15 protein-coding genes are annotated in these 16,744 nt (G+C 54.1%); 7 read left to right on the forward strand and 8 right to left on the reverse strand.

All coding sequences use genetic code 11. From position 1 onward, the window contains the following. The coding region (locus HAP95_RS12570) for a hypothetical protein (protein WP_215884527.1) at positions 1–229 on the forward strand (229 nt) is incomplete at its 5' end. On the opposite strand, the gene HAP95_RS12575 is transcribed toward HAP95_RS12570, so the two are convergent. Next, entirely contained in the window at positions 196–483 is a 288-nt protein-coding gene (locus tag HAP95_RS12575) for a hypothetical protein (protein WP_215884528.1), read from the reverse strand. The two genes, HAP95_RS12570 and HAP95_RS12575, sit on opposite strands and share 34 nt — an antisense overlap. Positions 484–837: 354 nt before the next feature. Between HAP95_RS12575 and HAP95_RS12580 the strand changes: the two genes are divergently transcribed. The 4 genes from HAP95_RS12580 (at position 838) to pepN (ending at position 5,265) form a co-directional block, all read left to right on the forward strand. Next, positions 838–996, forward strand: a complete 159-nt coding sequence (locus tag HAP95_RS12580; protein WP_215884529.1) for a hypothetical protein — start codon at positions 838–840, stop codon at positions 994–996. Beyond that, positions 989–1,609 (forward strand): transcriptional repressor LexA, encoded by a 621-nt coding sequence (lexA, locus tag HAP95_RS12585; protein WP_215884530.1) that lies wholly within the window; start codon positions 989–991, stop codon positions 1,607–1,609. The genes HAP95_RS12580 and lexA overlap by 8 nt, the downstream gene beginning before the upstream one ends. 171 nt (positions 1,610–1,780) lie before the next feature. Then, positions 1,781–2,638 (forward strand): thiol:disulfide interchange protein DsbG, encoded by an 858-nt coding sequence (gene dsbG, locus HAP95_RS12590; RefSeq protein ID WP_215884531.1) that lies wholly within the window; start codon positions 1,781–1,783, stop codon positions 2,636–2,638. Next, positions 2,638–5,265: an aminopeptidase N gene (pepN, locus tag HAP95_RS12595; protein ID WP_215884532.1), complete on the forward strand. Its 2,628-nt coding sequence runs from the start codon at positions 2,638–2,640 to the stop codon at positions 5,263–5,265. Before dsbG ends, pepN begins: the two co-directional genes overlap by 1 nt. Here pepN and HAP95_RS12600 read toward each other — a convergent pair. From HAP95_RS12600 to HAP95_RS12620, 5 genes are all read right to left on the reverse strand, one after another. Further along, positions 5,262–6,734, reverse strand: a complete 1,473-nt coding sequence (locus tag HAP95_RS12600; RefSeq protein ID WP_226832764.1) for a CYTH and CHAD domain-containing protein — start codon at positions 6,732–6,734, stop codon at positions 5,262–5,264. The genes pepN and HAP95_RS12600 overlap by 4 nt on opposite strands. Beyond that, entirely contained in the window at positions 6,715–7,353 is a 639-nt protein-coding gene (locus HAP95_RS12605) for a nucleotide-binding protein (RefSeq protein ID WP_215884534.1), read from the reverse strand. The genes HAP95_RS12600 and HAP95_RS12605 overlap by 20 nt, the downstream gene beginning before the upstream one ends. A 15-nt stretch (positions 7,354–7,368) precedes the next feature. Further along, positions 7,369–9,474 (reverse strand): polyphosphate kinase 1, encoded by a 2,106-nt coding sequence (ppk1, locus tag HAP95_RS12610; RefSeq protein ID WP_215884535.1) that lies wholly within the window; start codon positions 9,472–9,474, stop codon positions 7,369–7,371. Next, on the reverse strand, positions 9,467–10,333 hold the full coding sequence (folD, locus tag HAP95_RS12615; protein ID WP_215884536.1) for a bifunctional methylenetetrahydrofolate dehydrogenase/methenyltetrahydrofolate cyclohydrolase FolD: 867 nt from the start codon (positions 10,331–10,333) through the stop codon (positions 9,467–9,469). The genes ppk1 and folD overlap by 8 nt, the downstream gene beginning before the upstream one ends. Before the next feature lie 366 nt (positions 10,334–10,699). Beyond that, on the reverse strand, positions 10,700–11,302 hold the full coding sequence (locus HAP95_RS12620) for a peroxiredoxin (RefSeq protein ID WP_010639765.1): 603 nt from the start codon (positions 11,300–11,302) through the stop codon (positions 10,700–10,702). 201 nt (positions 11,303–11,503) lie between these two features. Here HAP95_RS12620 and fdxA point away from each other — a divergent pair, with 201 nt between their 5' ends. Then, a complete protein-coding gene (gene fdxA / locus HAP95_RS12625) occupies positions 11,504–11,827 on the forward strand; it encodes a ferredoxin FdxA (protein WP_010639763.1) in 324 nt (107 codons plus the stop codon). Next, entirely contained in the window at positions 11,824–13,488 is a 1,665-nt protein-coding gene (locus tag HAP95_RS12630) for an ABC transporter ATP-binding protein (RefSeq protein WP_215884537.1), read from the forward strand. The genes fdxA and HAP95_RS12630 overlap by 4 nt, the downstream gene beginning before the upstream one ends. 218 nt (positions 13,489–13,706) lie before the next feature. Here the strand turns inward: HAP95_RS12630 and HAP95_RS12635 are convergent, their stop codons facing one another. Together HAP95_RS12635 and HAP95_RS12640 are read right to left on the reverse strand one after the other, a co-directional pair. Continuing rightward, positions 13,707–15,806, reverse strand: a complete 2,100-nt coding sequence (locus HAP95_RS12635) for a transglutaminase TgpA family protein (RefSeq protein ID WP_368356587.1) — start codon at positions 15,804–15,806, stop codon at positions 13,707–13,709. Next, on the reverse strand, positions 15,776–16,741 hold the full coding sequence (locus tag HAP95_RS12640; RefSeq protein ID WP_215884538.1) for a hypothetical protein: 966 nt from the start codon (positions 16,739–16,741) through the stop codon (positions 15,776–15,778). Before HAP95_RS12640 ends, HAP95_RS12635 begins: the two co-directional genes overlap by 31 nt. Positions 16,742–16,744: the final 3 nt, after the last annotated feature.

Raw genomic sequence — 16,744 nt, forward strand, 5'->3', positions numbered from 1 at the left:
CCAGGCTTGGGCGCTGCGGCGCGGGGCTTTCCTGCGTAGTTTTGATGGCACCATGTATTTTCTCCTCAGTCCTATCCTGGGAGATTATTCTGAGCCTCTGAAAATTTCAGGATATAACGCCGCTCAGTTACCGGTTACTGGGCAGCGAATCCAAAGCTTGCATAGCTTTATCAAAAAGCGGTTCCCAAGCTTCCATCAGGCCACTTTCCAATCATCGAGTAAAAAGTGATAGCCGTTTGGGAACCATGGGCGCACATATTTATCCAGCGTCGCCAAAGCCTGTTCCACCGGAATATCCCTTGCTTCTAAAAATCCCAGTTGTGCGCCCAGGTCACATTCATAGAAAAAGGTTTGCAAGCCCATCGTGTCCTGCTGCACAGTAGTATCCCGCAACCAGCTTTCTACATCGTCGCCGTTGACTAATTCACGACGCGGCGTGTTGATGGTGGTAAGGACCATCCAATCATTTTCTAATTCGGGCATAACCAGTGACCTATTTTTACAGGGCCAACCCCAATCCTAGCGCATGACCCGCTACATGCAAGCCCCACAGCATAATTTGGTACAGTAGCGGTACAGTAGTCCCGCCAACGAGACTTGTCTGGAACCAACATAACCCAAATAAAAATAACGAGCTAGGGCAATTGTACCCAAACACGAACACTCAGAGGCAATCTAATCCATTGATTTAAAATGGAACTCATAATCCCTTGGTCCACGGTTCGAGTCCGTGCGGGCCCACCAATTAAATCAAATAGTTATAAATTAGTCATTGACAATCCTCTGCTGCTCAGATGCAGGTTCGGTACCGTGCTGAATCTGGAGGGTGCTTGTCTTATGGCGACGGTCGTCAAGAAACCGGCAGGAACCTGGAAGGCCTTGATTAGCAAGCTGTCAGCATTTTGTCGTGTTGGCAGCGGTCTTGCGTTTTTCTTCGTGCTGTATAAAAATACACAATTATGCGCACTGAGCTTTCTGGAGGCATGGCATGGATAAACTGACCCCGCGTCAGGCCGAGATTCTGGCCTGGATTCGCACCCGGATGTTGGAAGACAGTTTGCCACCCACTCGCGCGGAATTGATGAAAGCCTTTGACTTTCGTTCGCCCAATGCGGCGGAAACCCATTTGCGCATGTTGGCGCGTAAGGGTTATCTGGAGTTGCAAAATGGTACCGCACGGGGTATTCGCCTGCACGAAGATTTAAGCGAGACCATGGGCTTGCCTTTGGTGGGTCGGGTGGCCGCCGGGCAGCCGATGCTGGCTGAGGAGTTTCGCGAAGGGCAGTTGCCGGTGGACCCTAAACTATTTTCGCCGGGGGCTGATTATTTGTTGCGGGTGCAGGGTATGAGTATGCGCGATGCGGGTATTCTGGATGGCGATATTCTGGCGGTGCGCCATGAAGCTGGTTTTACGCCGCAAAATGGCCAGATTGTAGTGGCCCGAGTCAACGGAGAGGTTACGGTCAAGCGTTGGCAACGGAAGCAGAGCAAAGTCAGCCTGTTACCCGAAAATCCGGATTTTTCTCCTATTGAGGTGGATTTGTCCCGTGATGACCTGCAGATTGAGGGGCAGGTGGTTGGTCTGCTGCGCATTGGTAACAGCCTCTAAAACGTCCATTTCGGGAACCATCACCGGTGTTGAAGGTCTTCTCTCAAGAGCTTGCCGCGCAACTGATCAATGGTTTTTACGGATCTTGCCGTTTTCTGGTCTTGATGCGCTCAGCGGTTTACAATCTTCCGTTATCACTTTTTTCAGAATCTACAGGATCAACTTTCATACATGGACAAATCATCTATCGCTCTGGCAGTGGGTCTGTTAATTATTGGCGGCTTAACGGGGGCAGTCATCGAACGCTTTGCCATCAATCCTGACTCCGCCACGAGCAGCAGTCAGTTGAGTCTGAATGGTGCCAAGCAGCTGCTGAATGATGTCACCCACGGCCAGGCCAGTGCTGAAAAGGTTTTTCCTGGGCCTGGAGGTTTGACGGGCATTGAAGTCAGTATGGAAGGTCATCCGACCATTGCCTATGCGACGGCAGATGGACAATATCTGGTGGCCGGGCCGGTGCTCAATCAGCAAGGTCAGGATGCCGCCCATGCCGACATGATCAAGCTGGGGCTTATTCCTAAAGCGGCATCGGCTACGGTTTTGGCCGAAAAAGCCGCGCATGCAGATAGTTTTGTGCTGGGAAACAAGGGACCGGAACTCACGGCTTTTGTGGACCCTAACTGCATTTATTGTCACAAGTTTTACGAAGAAGCCAAACCGCTGATTGCCGCAGGAAAATTGCGCGTCCGCTATGTGGTCGTGGCTTTCCTGAAGCCCAGCAGCGCCGGGAAAGCGGCGGCCATTTTAGGGGCCAGTGACCCTGCTGCGGCCATGGCGGAAAATGAAAAAGGCTTTGATGAGGCAACGGAAGAGGGTGGTATTGCTCCCGCCAAAAACCCTGACCCGGCGACTCAGGCTGCGGTAGAAAACAATACCAAGCTGCTGAGTGAAAGTGGAGAAGTGGCGACCCCGACCCTGATTTATTGTAATGCACATGCTCAGGCTGTTCTGGCGCATGGGTTGGATCGTTCAAGTCTGGCCGATTTTGTGGATCATATCAGCAGCCTGGAAAATGGAGCTTGCCATTGATGATTGCCCAAGATAATAACGCGGTTATTCATCGCGAAGATTATCAGCCGCCCCTTTATCGGATTACCGATGTCGCGCTGAATGTTCATCTGGACCCGGAAAACACCGAAGTGGAGGCCCGTCTGCATTTTCAGCGGCTGGGTTCAGAGCCGGTATCGGTGTTGCACCTGGACGGCGAATCCCTCGAATTACTGAGTGTTTTGCGAGATGGTCAGCCTTTGGCGGAAAATTTGTTTCGTTCTGATGCGACGGGTTTGACCTTGTTGAACCCGGAGCCGGAATTTGTGTTGGAAACCCGGGTTCGAATTCATCCTGCTGCCAATTCGACCCTGTCTGGTTTGTACTTTGCCGGTGGGCAATTTTTGACGCAATGTGAGGCAGAGGGTTTCCGGCGGATTACTTATTATCTGGACCGTCCGGATTGTCTGGCCAAATTTACGGTGACTTTGCACGCTTCCCGAAAAACCTGTCCGGTGTTGCTGGCCAATGGGAATTGTATTGCCCAGGGGGATGAAGACAACGATTGGCATTGGGCGCGTTGGGAAGATCCTTATCCCAAACCCGCTTATTTATTTGCCATGGTAGCCGGTGATCTGGCCGTGCAGCGTGATGTTTTTGTTACGCAATCGGGCCGGTCGGTAACGCTGGAAATTTATGTGGCCGAACGGGACCTTGGAGCCTGCGATCAGGCCATGGAAAGCCTGAAGCGGGCCATGCGCTGGGATGAAGAGGTTTACGGGCGGGAATATGATCTGGACCGCTACATGATTGTGGCGACCGACAGTTTCAATATGGGCGCCATGGAAAACAAGGGCCTCAACATTTTCAATTCGAAATATGTGCTGGCCAGTCCTGAAACCGCCACCGATACGGATTATCAGGGCGTTGAATCGGTCATTGCCCATGAATACTTTCATAACTGGACGGGTAACCGGGTGACCTTGCGGGACTGGTTTCAACTGAGCCTCAAAGAAGGTTTGACGGTATTTCGTGATCAGGAATTCAGTGCCGACATGAATTCGCGCGGGGTGCAACGGATTGGCGATGTGCGCCGCCTGCGTGCTGCCCAGTTTCCTGAAGATGCTGGCCCCCTGGCGCATCCGGTGCGTCCCGATGCCTATTCGGAAATCAATAATTTTTACACGGCGACGGTGTACGAAAAAGGCGCGGAACTGGTGCGCATGATTCATACCTTGTTGGGCAGGGAAGGTTTTCGGCGGGGTACGGATCTTTATTTCGAACGACATGATGGTCATGCGGTGACCATTGAGGATTTTGTGGAGGCCATGGAAGAGGCCAACCACTATGATCTTTCCCGGTTTCGGCGCTGGTATTCTCAGGCCGGAACCCCACAAGTGAAGGCAGAGGGAAGTTATGATCCCAAGAGTCGTTCCTACACGCTGACCTTGCAGCAGTCCACCCCGGCTACGACCGGGCAGGCCAGCAAGGAGCCAGTACCTGTTCCGGTGCGTCTAGCTTTATTGAACACCCAGGGAGAAAAAGCGGTTCTGGATAAAACAGGCGCAACCGAAAAAGTGATTTTATTGGAGCAGGCCAGTCAAAGTTGGACTTTTGAGGACTTGCCCGATCCGGTAATTCCTTCCCTGTTGCGGGGTTTTTCTGCCCCGGTGCGTCTGGATATTACTCTCGATGATCAGGCTCGCAGTTTTTTGGCCTGTGTCGATGATGATCCTTTTAATCGCTGGGAAAGCGCCCAGGAGCTGGCCCTAAAAACCTTGCTGGCCGGGGTAAAAAACCATCAGGGACTTGAAGTATTGCCTGCGGCCCTGAAGCAGGCGCTGTCTGCCACATTGAAACAAAGCCAGATGGACCCGGCCTTTCGCGCGGAGTTGCTGACTTTGCCCAGCGAGGATTATATCGGTGAACAGATGCCGGTCATTGCGGTGGAGGCCATTCATCAAGCGCGGGAGACCCTGCTCGATAAAATTGGCGCACATTTTCATGATGAATGGTTAGGGTTATATCAGGATCTTGCGGGCGCTTATGATCGGGATGGGGCTTCCATTGGTCGTCGCCGTCTTCGTAATATGGCCTTGAGTTATCTGATTCATAGTGACCACAGTCGTCACGAGGACATGACCCTGCATGCGCGTCAGCAATATGTGCAGGCCGATAACATGACAGACCGTCTGGCGGCTTTTCAGTTGCTGGTGCAGCATCCCAAACATGATGCCGAAGACATCCTTCTGGATTTTTACCAGAAATGGCAGGATTATCCGCTGGTGATCGACAAATGGTTCGCCATTCAGGCCATGGCACCGCGTCTCGATACCTTGCGCCATGTGCAGCATCTTTTGGTGCATCCGGTCTTTGACTGGAAAGTGCCCAATCGGGTGCGTGCGGTGTTGGGTGCTTTTACCATGAATCCGACCTTATTTCATGCGGCTGATGGATCAGGCTATGCTTTTTTTGCCGAGCAAATCCGTAGGCTGGATGATATCAACCCGCAAACTGCCGCCCGCCTGGCCACACCTCTCAGTCGTTGGCAACGTTATGACAAGGTCCGCCAGCAAGGCATGATGCATGCCCTGCAACTGTTGGCAGCAAAAACCAACCTGTCCCGCGATCTGGCCGAGGTCATCCAGCGATCTTATCCTGCCTCTTAGCTATCCCAGGGGCGGGCCGTGGATTCCAGTCGCAACCAGAATTTCTGGAATTTTTTACGCTGTCGGGCCTCGCGGCCCTGCAGGAACCCCAATAACGCGCCCGCCTGAAAAGCCACACCAGCTTTACGATTGCTAGCCAGGGGACTCAGATATTGGCCTGCCATGTCCGCATCGTGGATTTCTCCGGCAATACCCTGCAACGTCGCCAGTAATTTCAGTAATGCTTTGCTGTCTTTTCCGGGCCATAGTGGCGCCAGGGTGATCATCACATAACGGGTATTTTTGATACGGATGCGTAGGCTGTGTAAGGCTTCAGGATGATCCAGCAGCATCTTGCCGGCAGCCATAAGCTTGCGGTCTTCGCGATGTAATTGGGATTCGCTGAAATCCTGAAGGTTTTTTACGTGGGTCAATGGATGTCGTATTAAACTGGCCCAGAGTTTCAGCAGGATGGCGACCAACTGCGGTAATTGTTCGGCTTGCTGGGGTGCTTGCGCAGATAAAATGCCCTGCAAGGGGGCGGGGTCCAGGGTCATGGTCGCGGCAATTTCGGTCCAGTATCCTAGCAGGGCTTCATAATCACGTTTTTGATTTTGCTGGTGAAACCATTCCTGCAGTGCGAGGCGGAAGGGTTGCAATAGGTTGTCAGGGTCGAGTACGCGGCAAAAGCGCAAGGTTGCTCTGAGGCTGCGCACGCTTTTACGCAGGCCGTGAAAACTCTCCGCAGAAGTTTTGGCCCAGTGTGTGCGTGTATCGTGAATAATCTGCTGGAGTTGCCAGGTCAGTATCTGGCTGAAAGCATTTCCGGCATTTTCCCGGCGGTGCAGGGGCCAGGCCGTGTCGCGCGGTTTTTCATCGGAAATTAGTCCGGCCAGGCGCAAACCGCGAAACAGTTTGCTTTCCTGGTCGGGAATCAGGGGAAGATTCTGACAGAGGGCTGCGCCCATTTCGAGCACTGCCGCTGCATTCCCCTGGGCGAGTTCCAGCTCTACCTCGCGGATCGGTTCGCTCAGGCCTCTGGCCAGAATTTCCCCGCGATCAAGCGCTACAATGATTTCGCTGCCATCGGTATGAGTAACCCGGCTTTCGTGGCGTTCGAAACGGGTTTCCAGAATGACCTGCAAGTCCAGTTCCATGAAAGGGGCAAGCATGGCGGCGGCTTCGCTGTCTGTGAAGACGCTCAGGTCGGGCTGGTTGCTGTCGACCGGAACATTCCACTCCGGACGTTGGTGCAGCCCGCCCGCTGATTGACCGCCGGCCTTGAGGGTGGCTATCCAGGCATCCTCTTCGCGGCGCACGCGGTAAGCCAGACGCGCACGTTGCAGGGCGCTGTCACGACTATCAAAATAAAACGCATGAAGCTGAAGCGGAGGTTGTTTGCTGATGGCCAGTAGAGGATGTTCGGCAATACGTTTCCAGACTGGAGCCGTATCGTCCATGATTTGTAATTTAAGTTCCTCTTCCACCATCATCCTCCATGACAAAATTCAGTATGCGTACCCATTGCGGCAATTCATTGCGATTTTCTGCGGCACGCAGGTCGGCAATTCCGGCACCACATTGGGCGGCACGGACGTAAATCTGACTATCCCGCAAGGTCGCCACCACGGGCAGGTTCCATTCACTCAGGACGCTTTGCAGATGCTGGGCACCCAGGGTACGCGCATTTACCCGATTGGCAATTACCCCCATCCGCACTTTACCTTTACGGTAACGCTTGATTTCTTCCAGTTTTTGCAAAAAGAGCTGGCTGGCATCCAGATCAAAAAGGGAGGGACCGATGGGTACCAGCAGAACCTCTACCTCACCGAGCATGTCTTCAAGGCGTTTCTTTTTGAGCCCTGCAGGGGCATCCATGACCACATAGTCACTGGCGGGATAATCACGGAAGTCGCGTTCGGCATCTTCCACCACATTCAGCTTGGGGAGCAGGGGAGATCGGCGTTTGACCCAATGGGACGAAGATTGCTGAGGGTCCAGATCGGCAAGGAGAACCGTCCCACGCAGCGCCAGAAGGCTGGCCAGATTGGTCGCCAAAGTGGTTTTGCCCGCACCTCCCTTGCTGTTGAGGACCAGGATTCTGATCATCGCTAAGGCTCCTTTTTAGCCATGATGACTGCTGCGATCATAATGCCGAAGCAGGATTTCCTGGGCGGATTGACAGTCATCTTCCGGGCTTCGGCGCAGTTGTTCATAGCTGCCGTCCGCCTTCATGATCCAGGCATTGCAGTCATCTTGCAGATAAAGCTGCAGGGTTTCCTCGAGAACCCGGGCGCGCAGGTCCGGGTCCTGTATTGGAACGGCGACTTCCAGGCGGCGAAACAGGTTGCGTCCCATCCAGTCCGCACTGGAAATCCACAACTTGGGATGCCGTCCATTGCCGAAATAGTAAACCCTGCTGTGTTCCAGAAAACGACCGACAATGGAGCGCACCCGAATATGTTCGGAAACGCCGGGGATGCCGGGACGCAGGGCGCAGGCACCGCGCACTACCAGATCAATTTCGACACCCGCCTGAGAGGCCCGGTACAGGGCACGAATCAACTCCGGCTCCACCAGCGCATTGACCCGTGCCAGAATACGTCCTTCGCTACCCCTGCGGGTTTCTGCCTCAATGGCCTGAATGAGCGCGTTGAACAGCGTAAATGGGCTTTGCAGCAGGCGCCGCAACTGGGGCACCTTGCCCATGCCGGTGATATGCATGAATAAGTCATTCATGTCGGCTGTAATGTCTGAATCGGCGGTCAACAGGCTCAAGTCTGTATAAATTCGGGCGTTGCGGGGGTGGTAGTTGCCCGTGCCGAGATGGCCATAAAGGCGGATACCTTCTTCCTCACGACGTAATACCAGAATCATTTTGGCATGGACTTTGTGGTTGACGACCCCATACACGACCTGTACGCCCACTTCTTCCAGCCGCTCGGCCATGCGGATGTTGTTGGCTTCATCGAAGCGGGCCTTGAGTTCAACCACGGCAGTGACCTGTTTGCCCGCCAGAGCCGCTCCAATCAGGGCGTCAATCAGGGGTGAGTCAGGGGTGGTGCGATACAGGGTCTGTTTGATGCCAATGACCTGGGGATCGCTCGCCGCCTGACGCAGAAAATCAAGGACCGGGTTGAAGCTCTGGTAGGGGTGATGCAGCAAAATGGGAGCTTCACGCAGGCGCGCAAAAATATTTTCCGGTCGGGAACAGACGCTGGGTAGTCCCGGTACGAAAGGGGGAAAAAGCAGGTCCTGGCGCGGCACCATGTCAATAATGGCCGCCAGCCTGGACAGGTTCACCGGTCCGGCCAGTGAATAGAGATTGTCATCTACCAGTTCAAAGTGTTTGAGCAGATAATCGACCACTTCGCGGGGGCAATTATTGGCGACTTCCAGACGCACAGCTTCTCCGAAAGGGCGCATGGGCAATTCGTCCACCAGTGCGTCCAGGAGGTTATCCACTTCCTCCTCGTCCACAAAAAGTTCGCTGTTACGGGTGACCCTGAACTGATAGAAACCGAGAATTTTCAGGCCAGGAAACAATGCGGTGACGTGTTCGTGAATGACGGAGGAAAGAAAAACAAAATCACTGGGACCCGCCAGATGGGGAGGGATCTGGATGATTCTGGGAAGAATCCGGGGGGCCTGAACGATGGCAATGGGGCTGCGCCGTCCGTAAGCATCCTGTCCTTCCAGCACAATGGCAAAATTCAGCCCCTTGTTTTGCACCTTGGGAAAAGGGTGCGCCGGGTCCAGGCTGAGAGGGGTCAACAAGGGCATGACTTCGGTCTGAAAATAATTGCTGATCCAGCGCTTTTGTGCAGCTCGCCATTGCTTGCGCCGCAGCAAGCGGATGCCTTCTTTGGCGAGGGCCGGGAGCAGACGTTGGTTCAGGCAGAGATATTGTTCCTGGATAATTTCATGGGCCATTTGTGCAACGGCCGCAATTTCCCGATTCGGCCCCAGCATGTCAGGCCCCAAGGGCCCGGCACCAAATTTGCGCCTTTGCAGTAATCCGGCCATGCGTACTTCAAAAAACTCATCAAGATTACTGGAAACAATGGTCAGAAAGCGTAGGCGCTCCAGCAAGGGCACGCGCGGATCATCGGCCAGTGCCAGTACCCGCTGATTAAAGGCGAGAATACTCAGATCACGATTGAAATAGAGATCTGCATTATCCAGAGATACCGGATTTTCTGAGGATTCTGACTGCTCGCTTTCAGTCATGAGGTTGGCGCACTCTTTGTTCGGCGGCAATCAGGGTGTTTTGCAGGAGTGTAGCCACGGTCATGGGTCCGACCCCGCCAGGAACCGGAGTAATCCAGCCTGCCCTTTTTTCAGCTTCGGCAAAGTCTACATCGCCGGTCAGGCGTCCATCAGGTAAACGATTAATGCCGACATCAATCACCACAGCGCCGTCGCGGACCCACTGACCAGGAATCAAACCCGGCTTGCCAGCGGCAGCAATCAGGAGTTCTGCCCGCTCCACATGAGCCTGAAGGTTGCGGGTGAAGCGATGACAGACCGTGACGGTGGCCCCTGCCAGTAATAGCTCCATAGCCATGGGCCGTCCGACAATATTGGACGCGCCAACAATTACCGCTTCCTTGCCGCGAATATCCAGGTCAATTTCAGCGAGCAGGGTCATGATACCGGCTGGTGTGCAGGAACGCAGCAGGGGCGCGCGGAGAACAAGACGCCCGACGTTATAGGGATGAAAGCCATCCACATCTTTTTCGACGGCTATGGCTTCAATGATGACTTCAGGATCAAACTGCGGGGGTAAGGGTAATTGCACGAGAATGCCATCAATGCTGTCGTCAGCATTTAACTCGGCTATTTTCTGGAGTAATTGTTCAGGACTGCTGGCGGCCGGGAGATTTACCGCCAGAGAATGGATACCTACGCTTTTGCAGGTGTCGCGTTTTTTCTGGACATACACTTCGGAGGCCGGATTGTTGCCTACCAGAACCACTGCCAGGCCTGGAGCCCGACCATGGTTTTTGAGAAACGCCCTACTTTTTTCGGCGGTTTCTGTCTGCAGTTTTTTGGCAATGGCTTTGCCATCAATACGTTGCGCAGTCATTGCTTCCCCTGCGCTGAAGCTGAATGGCCTGGGGAAACCCTCTTTGTCATGAAATTAACCTTATGAATGATCTGCGTCGTTTTAAATACTCTAATATCCCAACATTCTTCTGTTCCCTCGATTTTTTGTCAAGTAAAAACCGGACACTGATCCCCTGAGCACGGCGGTGGGCCGGGAAGCTTTGCCGCGACTTTGGCCCGCGCCGTTGTTGTTCTTGGTGAAATCCTGCGCCCGTCAGGAGAGCTGTTTGAGCCCAAAGGGCGAGTTCTCTCCTGACAGCAGGATGAGCCTTAGAACAACAGGCAAGGGACGTTGGAGCAAAAAGCCTCCCGGCCACCCACCGTTTTCAGCTTAATTTAAGAAACGTTAGAGATCCTTGCCGTGCTTGGCCAGGAAATCCGCCACGCCTTCACCGGTGGGGGTCATGCCCGCCTTGCCTTTTTCCCACTGGGCCGGACACACTTCGCCATGCTCTTCGGAGAACTGCAGGGCATCCACCATACGGATCATTTCATCAATATTCCGTCCCAGCGGCAAATCATTGACCACTTCATGACGCACCACACCCTGACGGTCAATCAGAAACGAGCCACGCAGTGCCACTTCATCATTGAGCAGCACGTCATAATTGCGGGCAATGCTCTTGGATAAATCGGCCACCATGGGCAACTGAATCTGGCCAATACCACCTTTTTCTTCGGGCGTATTCTTCCAGGCCAGATGGGTAAAATGAGAGTCCACGCTGCAGGCAATCACTTCGGTGTTACGGCTTTTGAATTCATGCAGGCGATGATTGAAAGCCAGGATTTCTGAAGGGCAGACAAAGGTAAAGTCCAGGGGGTAAAAGAAGAGAACCGCATACTTACCTTTGATGTGCTGAGAAAACTGGAATTTCTCATTGATGCTGTTGTCGGGCATGACTGCTGGGGCCACAAAGTCGGGGGCGTTTTTACCTACCAATACTGCCATGGGATTCTCCTCTTTGATCGATGATGGGATAAAGTCCAGATTTGAACTATAACGAATTACGGTCAGGCTTGCCATCCGGGTTATCAAAAAGGCCCCTATATAGACAGTGGGCAGGCGGGCAGCCTTGGGCTAGAATAGGCCCCCAGTTCGCCGGGTCAGCCCGGCCACCCTTAAACCGAAAAGCCAAGGAGCCCGGCCCCCATGACCTACGTGGTGACTGAATCTTGTATCAAATGTAAATACACGGACTGTGTAGATGTGTGTCCGGTAGACTGTTTTCGTGAAGGTCCCAATTTTCTGGTTATCGACCCTGACGAATGTATTGACTGCACACTTTGTGAGCCAGAGTGTCCTGCCGGAGCCATTTTCCGCGACGATGACCTGCCCGAAGGCCAGGAAGAATATGAAGAAATCAATGCGCGTCTCGCCAAGGTCTGGCCGGCCATTATCCAGAAAAAACCGGCACCGGAAGATGCTGATGCCTGGCTGGAAGTGAAAGACAAACGAGGCCTGCTCGAAGAGTGAGCGCGGATAGCGCTTCTGCTGCGCTGCGTTCGCAAAGCTTTCACCGTCTTCTCGGTCTGGTGCGCCCTTACCGGGGGCGCGTTGCCGTAGCCATGTTCTTTATGGTGATATCTGGTGCGGCCATGGGTGCCATGGCTTACATCATTAAACCCGTGCTGGATCGAATATTCATTGATCACCAGGTCAGCATGCTGGTCTGGCTGCCCTTAGGGGTCATCCTGATTTACGCGGTCAAGGGTATTGCTGATTATCTCCAGGCCATCAATCTGGCCCGGGTGGAGGAAGAAGTTTTACGCGGCCTGCGAGAAAAACTGTTTGGTCATACCCTGCGTCTGCCGCTGGAAGTTCTCATTGATCACAGTCATGGTAGCACCCTGTCAAGGATGAGTCTGGATCTGACCTTACTCCAGCAGGGACTCTCCGTGCTGGCGCGTTTTTTTCTTTCCAGCTTCCAGATTGTCGCCCTGCTTTTCGTGGTGTTTTACATGAGCTGGAAGCTGGCGCTGATCAGTCTGATTACCCTTCCCATCGCTTTTTATCCCTTGATTCGCTTTGGTCAGAAACTTCGCCAGAGAGGCAACTCCCAGCAGGAACAGATGGGCGAAATCATGGATCAATTTTCACAAAGCCTGCGGGGAGTGGAAGTCATTAAAAGTCAGGGGGGTGAACCTTTTGAGGCCAGACGTTTTGGACACCAGGCCCAGCACTATTTCGAATTGATGATGCAAATCGCCCGGATTCAGAAAGCCACCGTGCCGGTCATGGAAATGATCGCCGCTTTGGGGATTGCCGCCATTATCTACCTGGGCGGTAGTCAGGTCGTCAATGGCAACATGAGCACCGGCGCTTTTTTCAGTTTTTTTACGGCCTTGGGTCTGATTTACGAACCCCTGCGGCAACTCTCTTCCGCCAATAATCAGTTGCAGCAAGGGTTGTCAGCCGCAGACCGGCTTTTTGCCTGGCTGGATCAGCCATCGGAACAAACGGATAGCAGCCCTGTACCCCGCCTTTGGGGTGACTGGCAGTGTCACGATCTGCGCCTGGAACTGGGCAACGAATCCATTCTCCAGGGACTGGATATTTGCATTCCACCCCTGACCACCACCGCCTTTGTGGGCCCCAGTGGCAGCGGCAAAACCAGTCTGATACGGGTGATTCTGGGCCTGCTTCCTGCCAGCAGTGGCCGCATTACAGTGGCGGGTATGGATAAAAACCAGATCCCTGCGGGGGACTATCGGAGTTATTTCAGCTTTGTAGCACAAGAGCCGGTTTTGTTCAGTGGCAGCGCTCTCAGCAATATTGCTTACGGTGAAGACACTCCCGATCTTCATCGTGCAGAAATTGCTGCCCGGCAGGCGCATGCCTGGGATTTTCTGGCCCTGAGTGGCGGGCTGGACAGTCCCATTCAGGGAAACGGTGCCAATTTTTCCGGCGGCCAGCGTCAGCGTCTGGCTATTGCCCGCGCACTGTATCTGGATCGCCCCGTGCTGGTACTGGATGAGGCGACCAGCAATCTCGACAGCGAAAGCGAAGAGCGCATTGCCGAAACCCTCGCAGAACTGCACGGCAAAAAAACCATTCTCATTGTCGCCCATCGACCCCGCACCACCCGTATGGCGGATCAGGTCATTCGGCTGGAACGGGGGAAAGTGATTTCCTAGATTAATCCGTCTGGAATCTGTGGTGAAGGGTGCATACTTTCTGCGACTTTTGGCCTGAGCCGTTGTTGTTCTTGGCGAAATCCAGCGCCCGTCAGGAGAGCTGTCTGAGCCCAAAGGGCGAGTTCTCTCCTGACAGCAGGATGAGCCTTAGAACAACAGGCAAGGGACAAGGGAGCAGAAAGTATGCACCCTTCACCACAGATTTCTGCTTCGCTCGTTCAATCACATCCCGTACTGCTGTTATGACGCATTTGCACAATAATGGCCTGCAGCTTGGCATCCCCATCCGCATCAGGATGTGGTCCATAGCGCTGCAGGGAATAGTGCTGCAACAACTGGTTACGGAGCATCGAATCAAAAGGTAATGCTCCGCAAAAAACGCTTTCCTGGCCAGGACGAGCATCTTTCAAACCGAGGCCATGCAGCGTTTCTATGGCCCGGTGGCGCCAGTAATCATGGGCATCAGTATTTCGCGTTGCCTGTCTACGCCGATACCAGGCCCATAACAGGACCAGGCCAAGCAACGCGAAAATTCCCACTATCACGCGCCAGGCAGGCTGCCGAGCATCAAACCCGGACCAATGTCGTGGAAAGTGCAGGATTTTCTGACTGGAAGTACGGCTGCTTTGGAAAAAATGCAAAAACTGCAACCCGGCAGAAGTCCAGAGCGATCGTTGTTTGGCCGGAGTCAAATCAATGACCGTGTTAATCCATTCCCACTGCAGCCAGTCCCATACCCGCTGTGCTGCCGGAACTTCATCGGCTGCAAAGGCCCCGCCATTCCCGTTATTATTTAGTCCAGTTGCCGCAGCCGCCGGAGTGGCATCCAGACGTACCCACCCTTTTCCGGCAACCCAGGCCTGTACCCAGGCGTGGGCCATACTCTGGCGAACCAGCCAGTAATGACCGACGGGATTATATTCTCCACCGTGATAACCAGTCACCACACGGGCGGGAACACCATCCAGACGCAATAAAAGCGCAAGACCTCCCGCATAATATTCACAAAAGCCGGTATGGGAATGCAGCAGAAAATCCGCCATGTTCTGCCCGTGCGGATAAGCGGCTGGCGCCTTCAGGCTATAGTGAAATGATGGACCCTGAAACCAGTGCATTAAATGGTGAATGGTTTGGTTTGGAGTATGGCCTGCCAGACTTTTGGCCAAAGTCAAAATAGCCGATGGCGTAGTTGCCGGTACCTGCAGAGCGGCATGGCGCGCGCCAGGGCTGAGACTGAGATCAGGGCTGGCACCTGACCAGACCACATAGCGCAGCGGCAGGGATGGTGGCTTCTGCAGCTGCATGACTCCATCCCCTAGTTCATGATAAGCCAAAGGGATTTGCCAGCGCCGGGGGAATGACAAGGCAAAAAGATAATGGCTACCTCCGGGACTGAGCACAATTTCCTGACGGGTGAGCAGCCCCGCAGGAAACTGGCCCGGATTGCCTGATTGCACATCGGTTGTAGAGATTTTTTCAGCGGGTGGATCGGGCTCCCAGGTGGTCCCTTGGTCATGCCACAAAATCGCGCCAACCCAATATAATTGCTCAGGATTCTCCGGCCTGGGAGTGATCTGGGCACGAAAGGCCACTGCCGGATCCTCGGCCAGACGACTGATCTGATCTGGTGCCAAATTGGGGCTGAATCCTGAACGCGCACTCCCCTGGGGCGGAGCCCAGGCCCAGAGTGGTGTCGGCGTACGCGGCAGGAGCAGAAAAAACAGCCCGGTCATGGGTGTCAAAAACACCATGAAAGCCAGACTGAATACCAGCATATAACGAAAATCACGGCCCTGCAGGGCGACACTACCCCTTGCACTGGCGGCATCGGCCAAGGGCTGCCAAAGTAAACCCAACAGCGCCAGATAAAGGGTAATCAGCAGATAAATACCCAGCAGGACATCGACACGCAACCAGGCCGCCAGTCCCATACCCAACAGTACCAGCGCTGCCACCTGATAAAAATCCCGCTGGGAACGCATTTCCAGGGCTTTCACAGCCAACAGCACCAATACCGACTGGCTGGCTATGGCCAACCAGTTACCCCAGCCGGAAAGTACAAAAGCCAACAGTAGAAACAGCAATCCTCCAGCCAGACGCAGACGACCGGAAAACCAAAGCGGGTGTTGCTTCCATGAGCCATACAGTCCCAGGCCCGTGGCGCTCAACCACAGCACAATGGCCCAGATGGCCGCCTCGTGGCCCAGAGCGAGAAAGACCAGCAAGCCCATCAGTGCAGCCAACAAGGGTCCGACGTTTTGCGCAGAAACCAATGGGGTGGCTTTCTTCATCGCCAGAATCGCCAGTGCTTGAGCCACCCGCCCCGCTCCTCTGTAGCAGAGCTAGCGGGAGGCAGGGGTAGATGCTGGGCCAGCATGCGCAATGCATCTTCTCGTTGGGCAAGGCCTTGTCCACTTTTGCTTCCGGCAGGCAGCAGCAATTGCCATGGCCAACCCAGACTCCAGGCTTTATCCAGTGCTGCCCGAAAAATTCGCAAGCGTTGTTCCGGTGAAAATGCCTGCCAAAAAGGTGACTCCCAATCCAGCAACACCTGTTCTTGTCCTGTTTTTTCCTGCTCACGGCCGGGAAGATGCATGATTCCTGGAAGATTTATTGACCAGTCTACGCGTCGCCAGATGATCTGATGCAAACTTTCTCCAGAACGCCAGTTGCGAATCCAGAGAAAATCCCCCTGCCCGCCGGCTCGGTCTGAAGACGGTATCTGATCACCCAGATTTTGAGTCATGGCGATGTCTTCTCCGCCTGCAGGCGCAACCCAGGGCAGATCTGCATCCGGAATGTTGACATGCAGTCCTCTCCACACAAAAGAAAAGGGGAAAGCGGATCCCATCTGCAATAAGGGCAAAGGTGGCTGGCCGCGCCGATCCGGACACCAGCGCAGCGCAACCAGTGCTTCCTGACGACCCGCGATGCGGGTTACGGTCTGCCGGGATGCACCCAGTCGTAGTTCCAGCAACCATAATGGCCAGGCCCGGCCATTACGCACGCGCAGCAATAAATCCCCGCTTTGTTCCGCTGTCAGAATCTGCTGCGGCTGCAGGACCACATCCACGCGCCAGATATTGGCCAAGGCCACAAAACCCGACAGCACCATCAGGGACAACATCATCGAAACCAGCAGAAACAAAACATTATTGCCGGTATTGACGGCAGCAAAGCCCAGCGCCAGCGTCAGGCCGACAAATACTTTGCCTGGACGGGAAAGACGCACCTCCCGGCGTTTACGCTTCATGAC

The sequence above is a fragment of the Acidithiobacillus sulfurivorans genome (assembly GCF_018853815.1).
Taxonomy (GTDB): Bacteria; Pseudomonadota; Gammaproteobacteria; order Acidithiobacillales; family Acidithiobacillaceae; genus Acidithiobacillus; species Acidithiobacillus sulfurivorans.

What these genes read in the sequence shown, in the direction of transcription:
- HAP95_RS12575 (WP_215884528.1), bottom strand. Translation starts at nt 483, where the DNA reads ATGCCCGAATTAGAAAATGATTGGATGGTCCTTACCACCATCAACACG.
- HAP95_RS12580 (WP_215884529.1), top strand. Translation starts at nt 838, where the DNA reads ATGGCGACGGTCGTCAAGAAACCGGCAGGAACCTGGAAGGCCTTGATT.
- lexA (WP_215884530.1), top strand. Translation starts at nt 989, where the DNA reads ATGGATAAACTGACCCCGCGTCAGGCCGAGATTCTGGCCTGGATTCGC.
- dsbG (WP_215884531.1), top strand. Translation starts at nt 1,781, where the DNA reads ATGGACAAATCATCTATCGCTCTGGCAGTGGGTCTGTTAATTATTGGC.
- pepN (WP_215884532.1), top strand. Translation starts at nt 2,638, where the DNA reads ATGATTGCCCAAGATAATAACGCGGTTATTCATCGCGAAGATTATCAG.
- HAP95_RS12600 (WP_226832764.1), bottom strand. Translation starts at nt 6,734, where the DNA reads ATGGTGGAAGAGGAACTTAAATTACAAATCATGGACGATACGGCTCCA.
- HAP95_RS12605 (WP_215884534.1), bottom strand. Translation starts at nt 7,353, where the DNA reads ATGATCAGAATCCTGGTCCTCAACAGCAAGGGAGGTGCGGGCAAAACC.
- ppk1 (WP_215884535.1), bottom strand. Translation starts at nt 9,474, where the DNA reads ATGACTGAAAGCGAGCAGTCAGAATCCTCAGAAAATCCGGTATCTCTG.
- folD (WP_215884536.1), bottom strand. Translation starts at nt 10,333, where the DNA reads ATGACTGCGCAACGTATTGATGGCAAAGCCATTGCCAAAAAACTGCAG.
- HAP95_RS12620 (WP_010639765.1), bottom strand. Translation starts at nt 11,302, where the DNA reads ATGGCAGTATTGGTAGGTAAAAACGCCCCCGACTTTGTGGCCCCAGCA.
- fdxA (WP_010639763.1), top strand. Translation starts at nt 11,504, where the DNA reads ATGACCTACGTGGTGACTGAATCTTGTATCAAATGTAAATACACGGAC.
- HAP95_RS12640 (WP_215884538.1), bottom strand. Translation starts at nt 16,741, where the DNA reads ATGAAGCGTAAACGCCGGGAGGTGCGTCTTTCCCGTCCAGGCAAAGTA.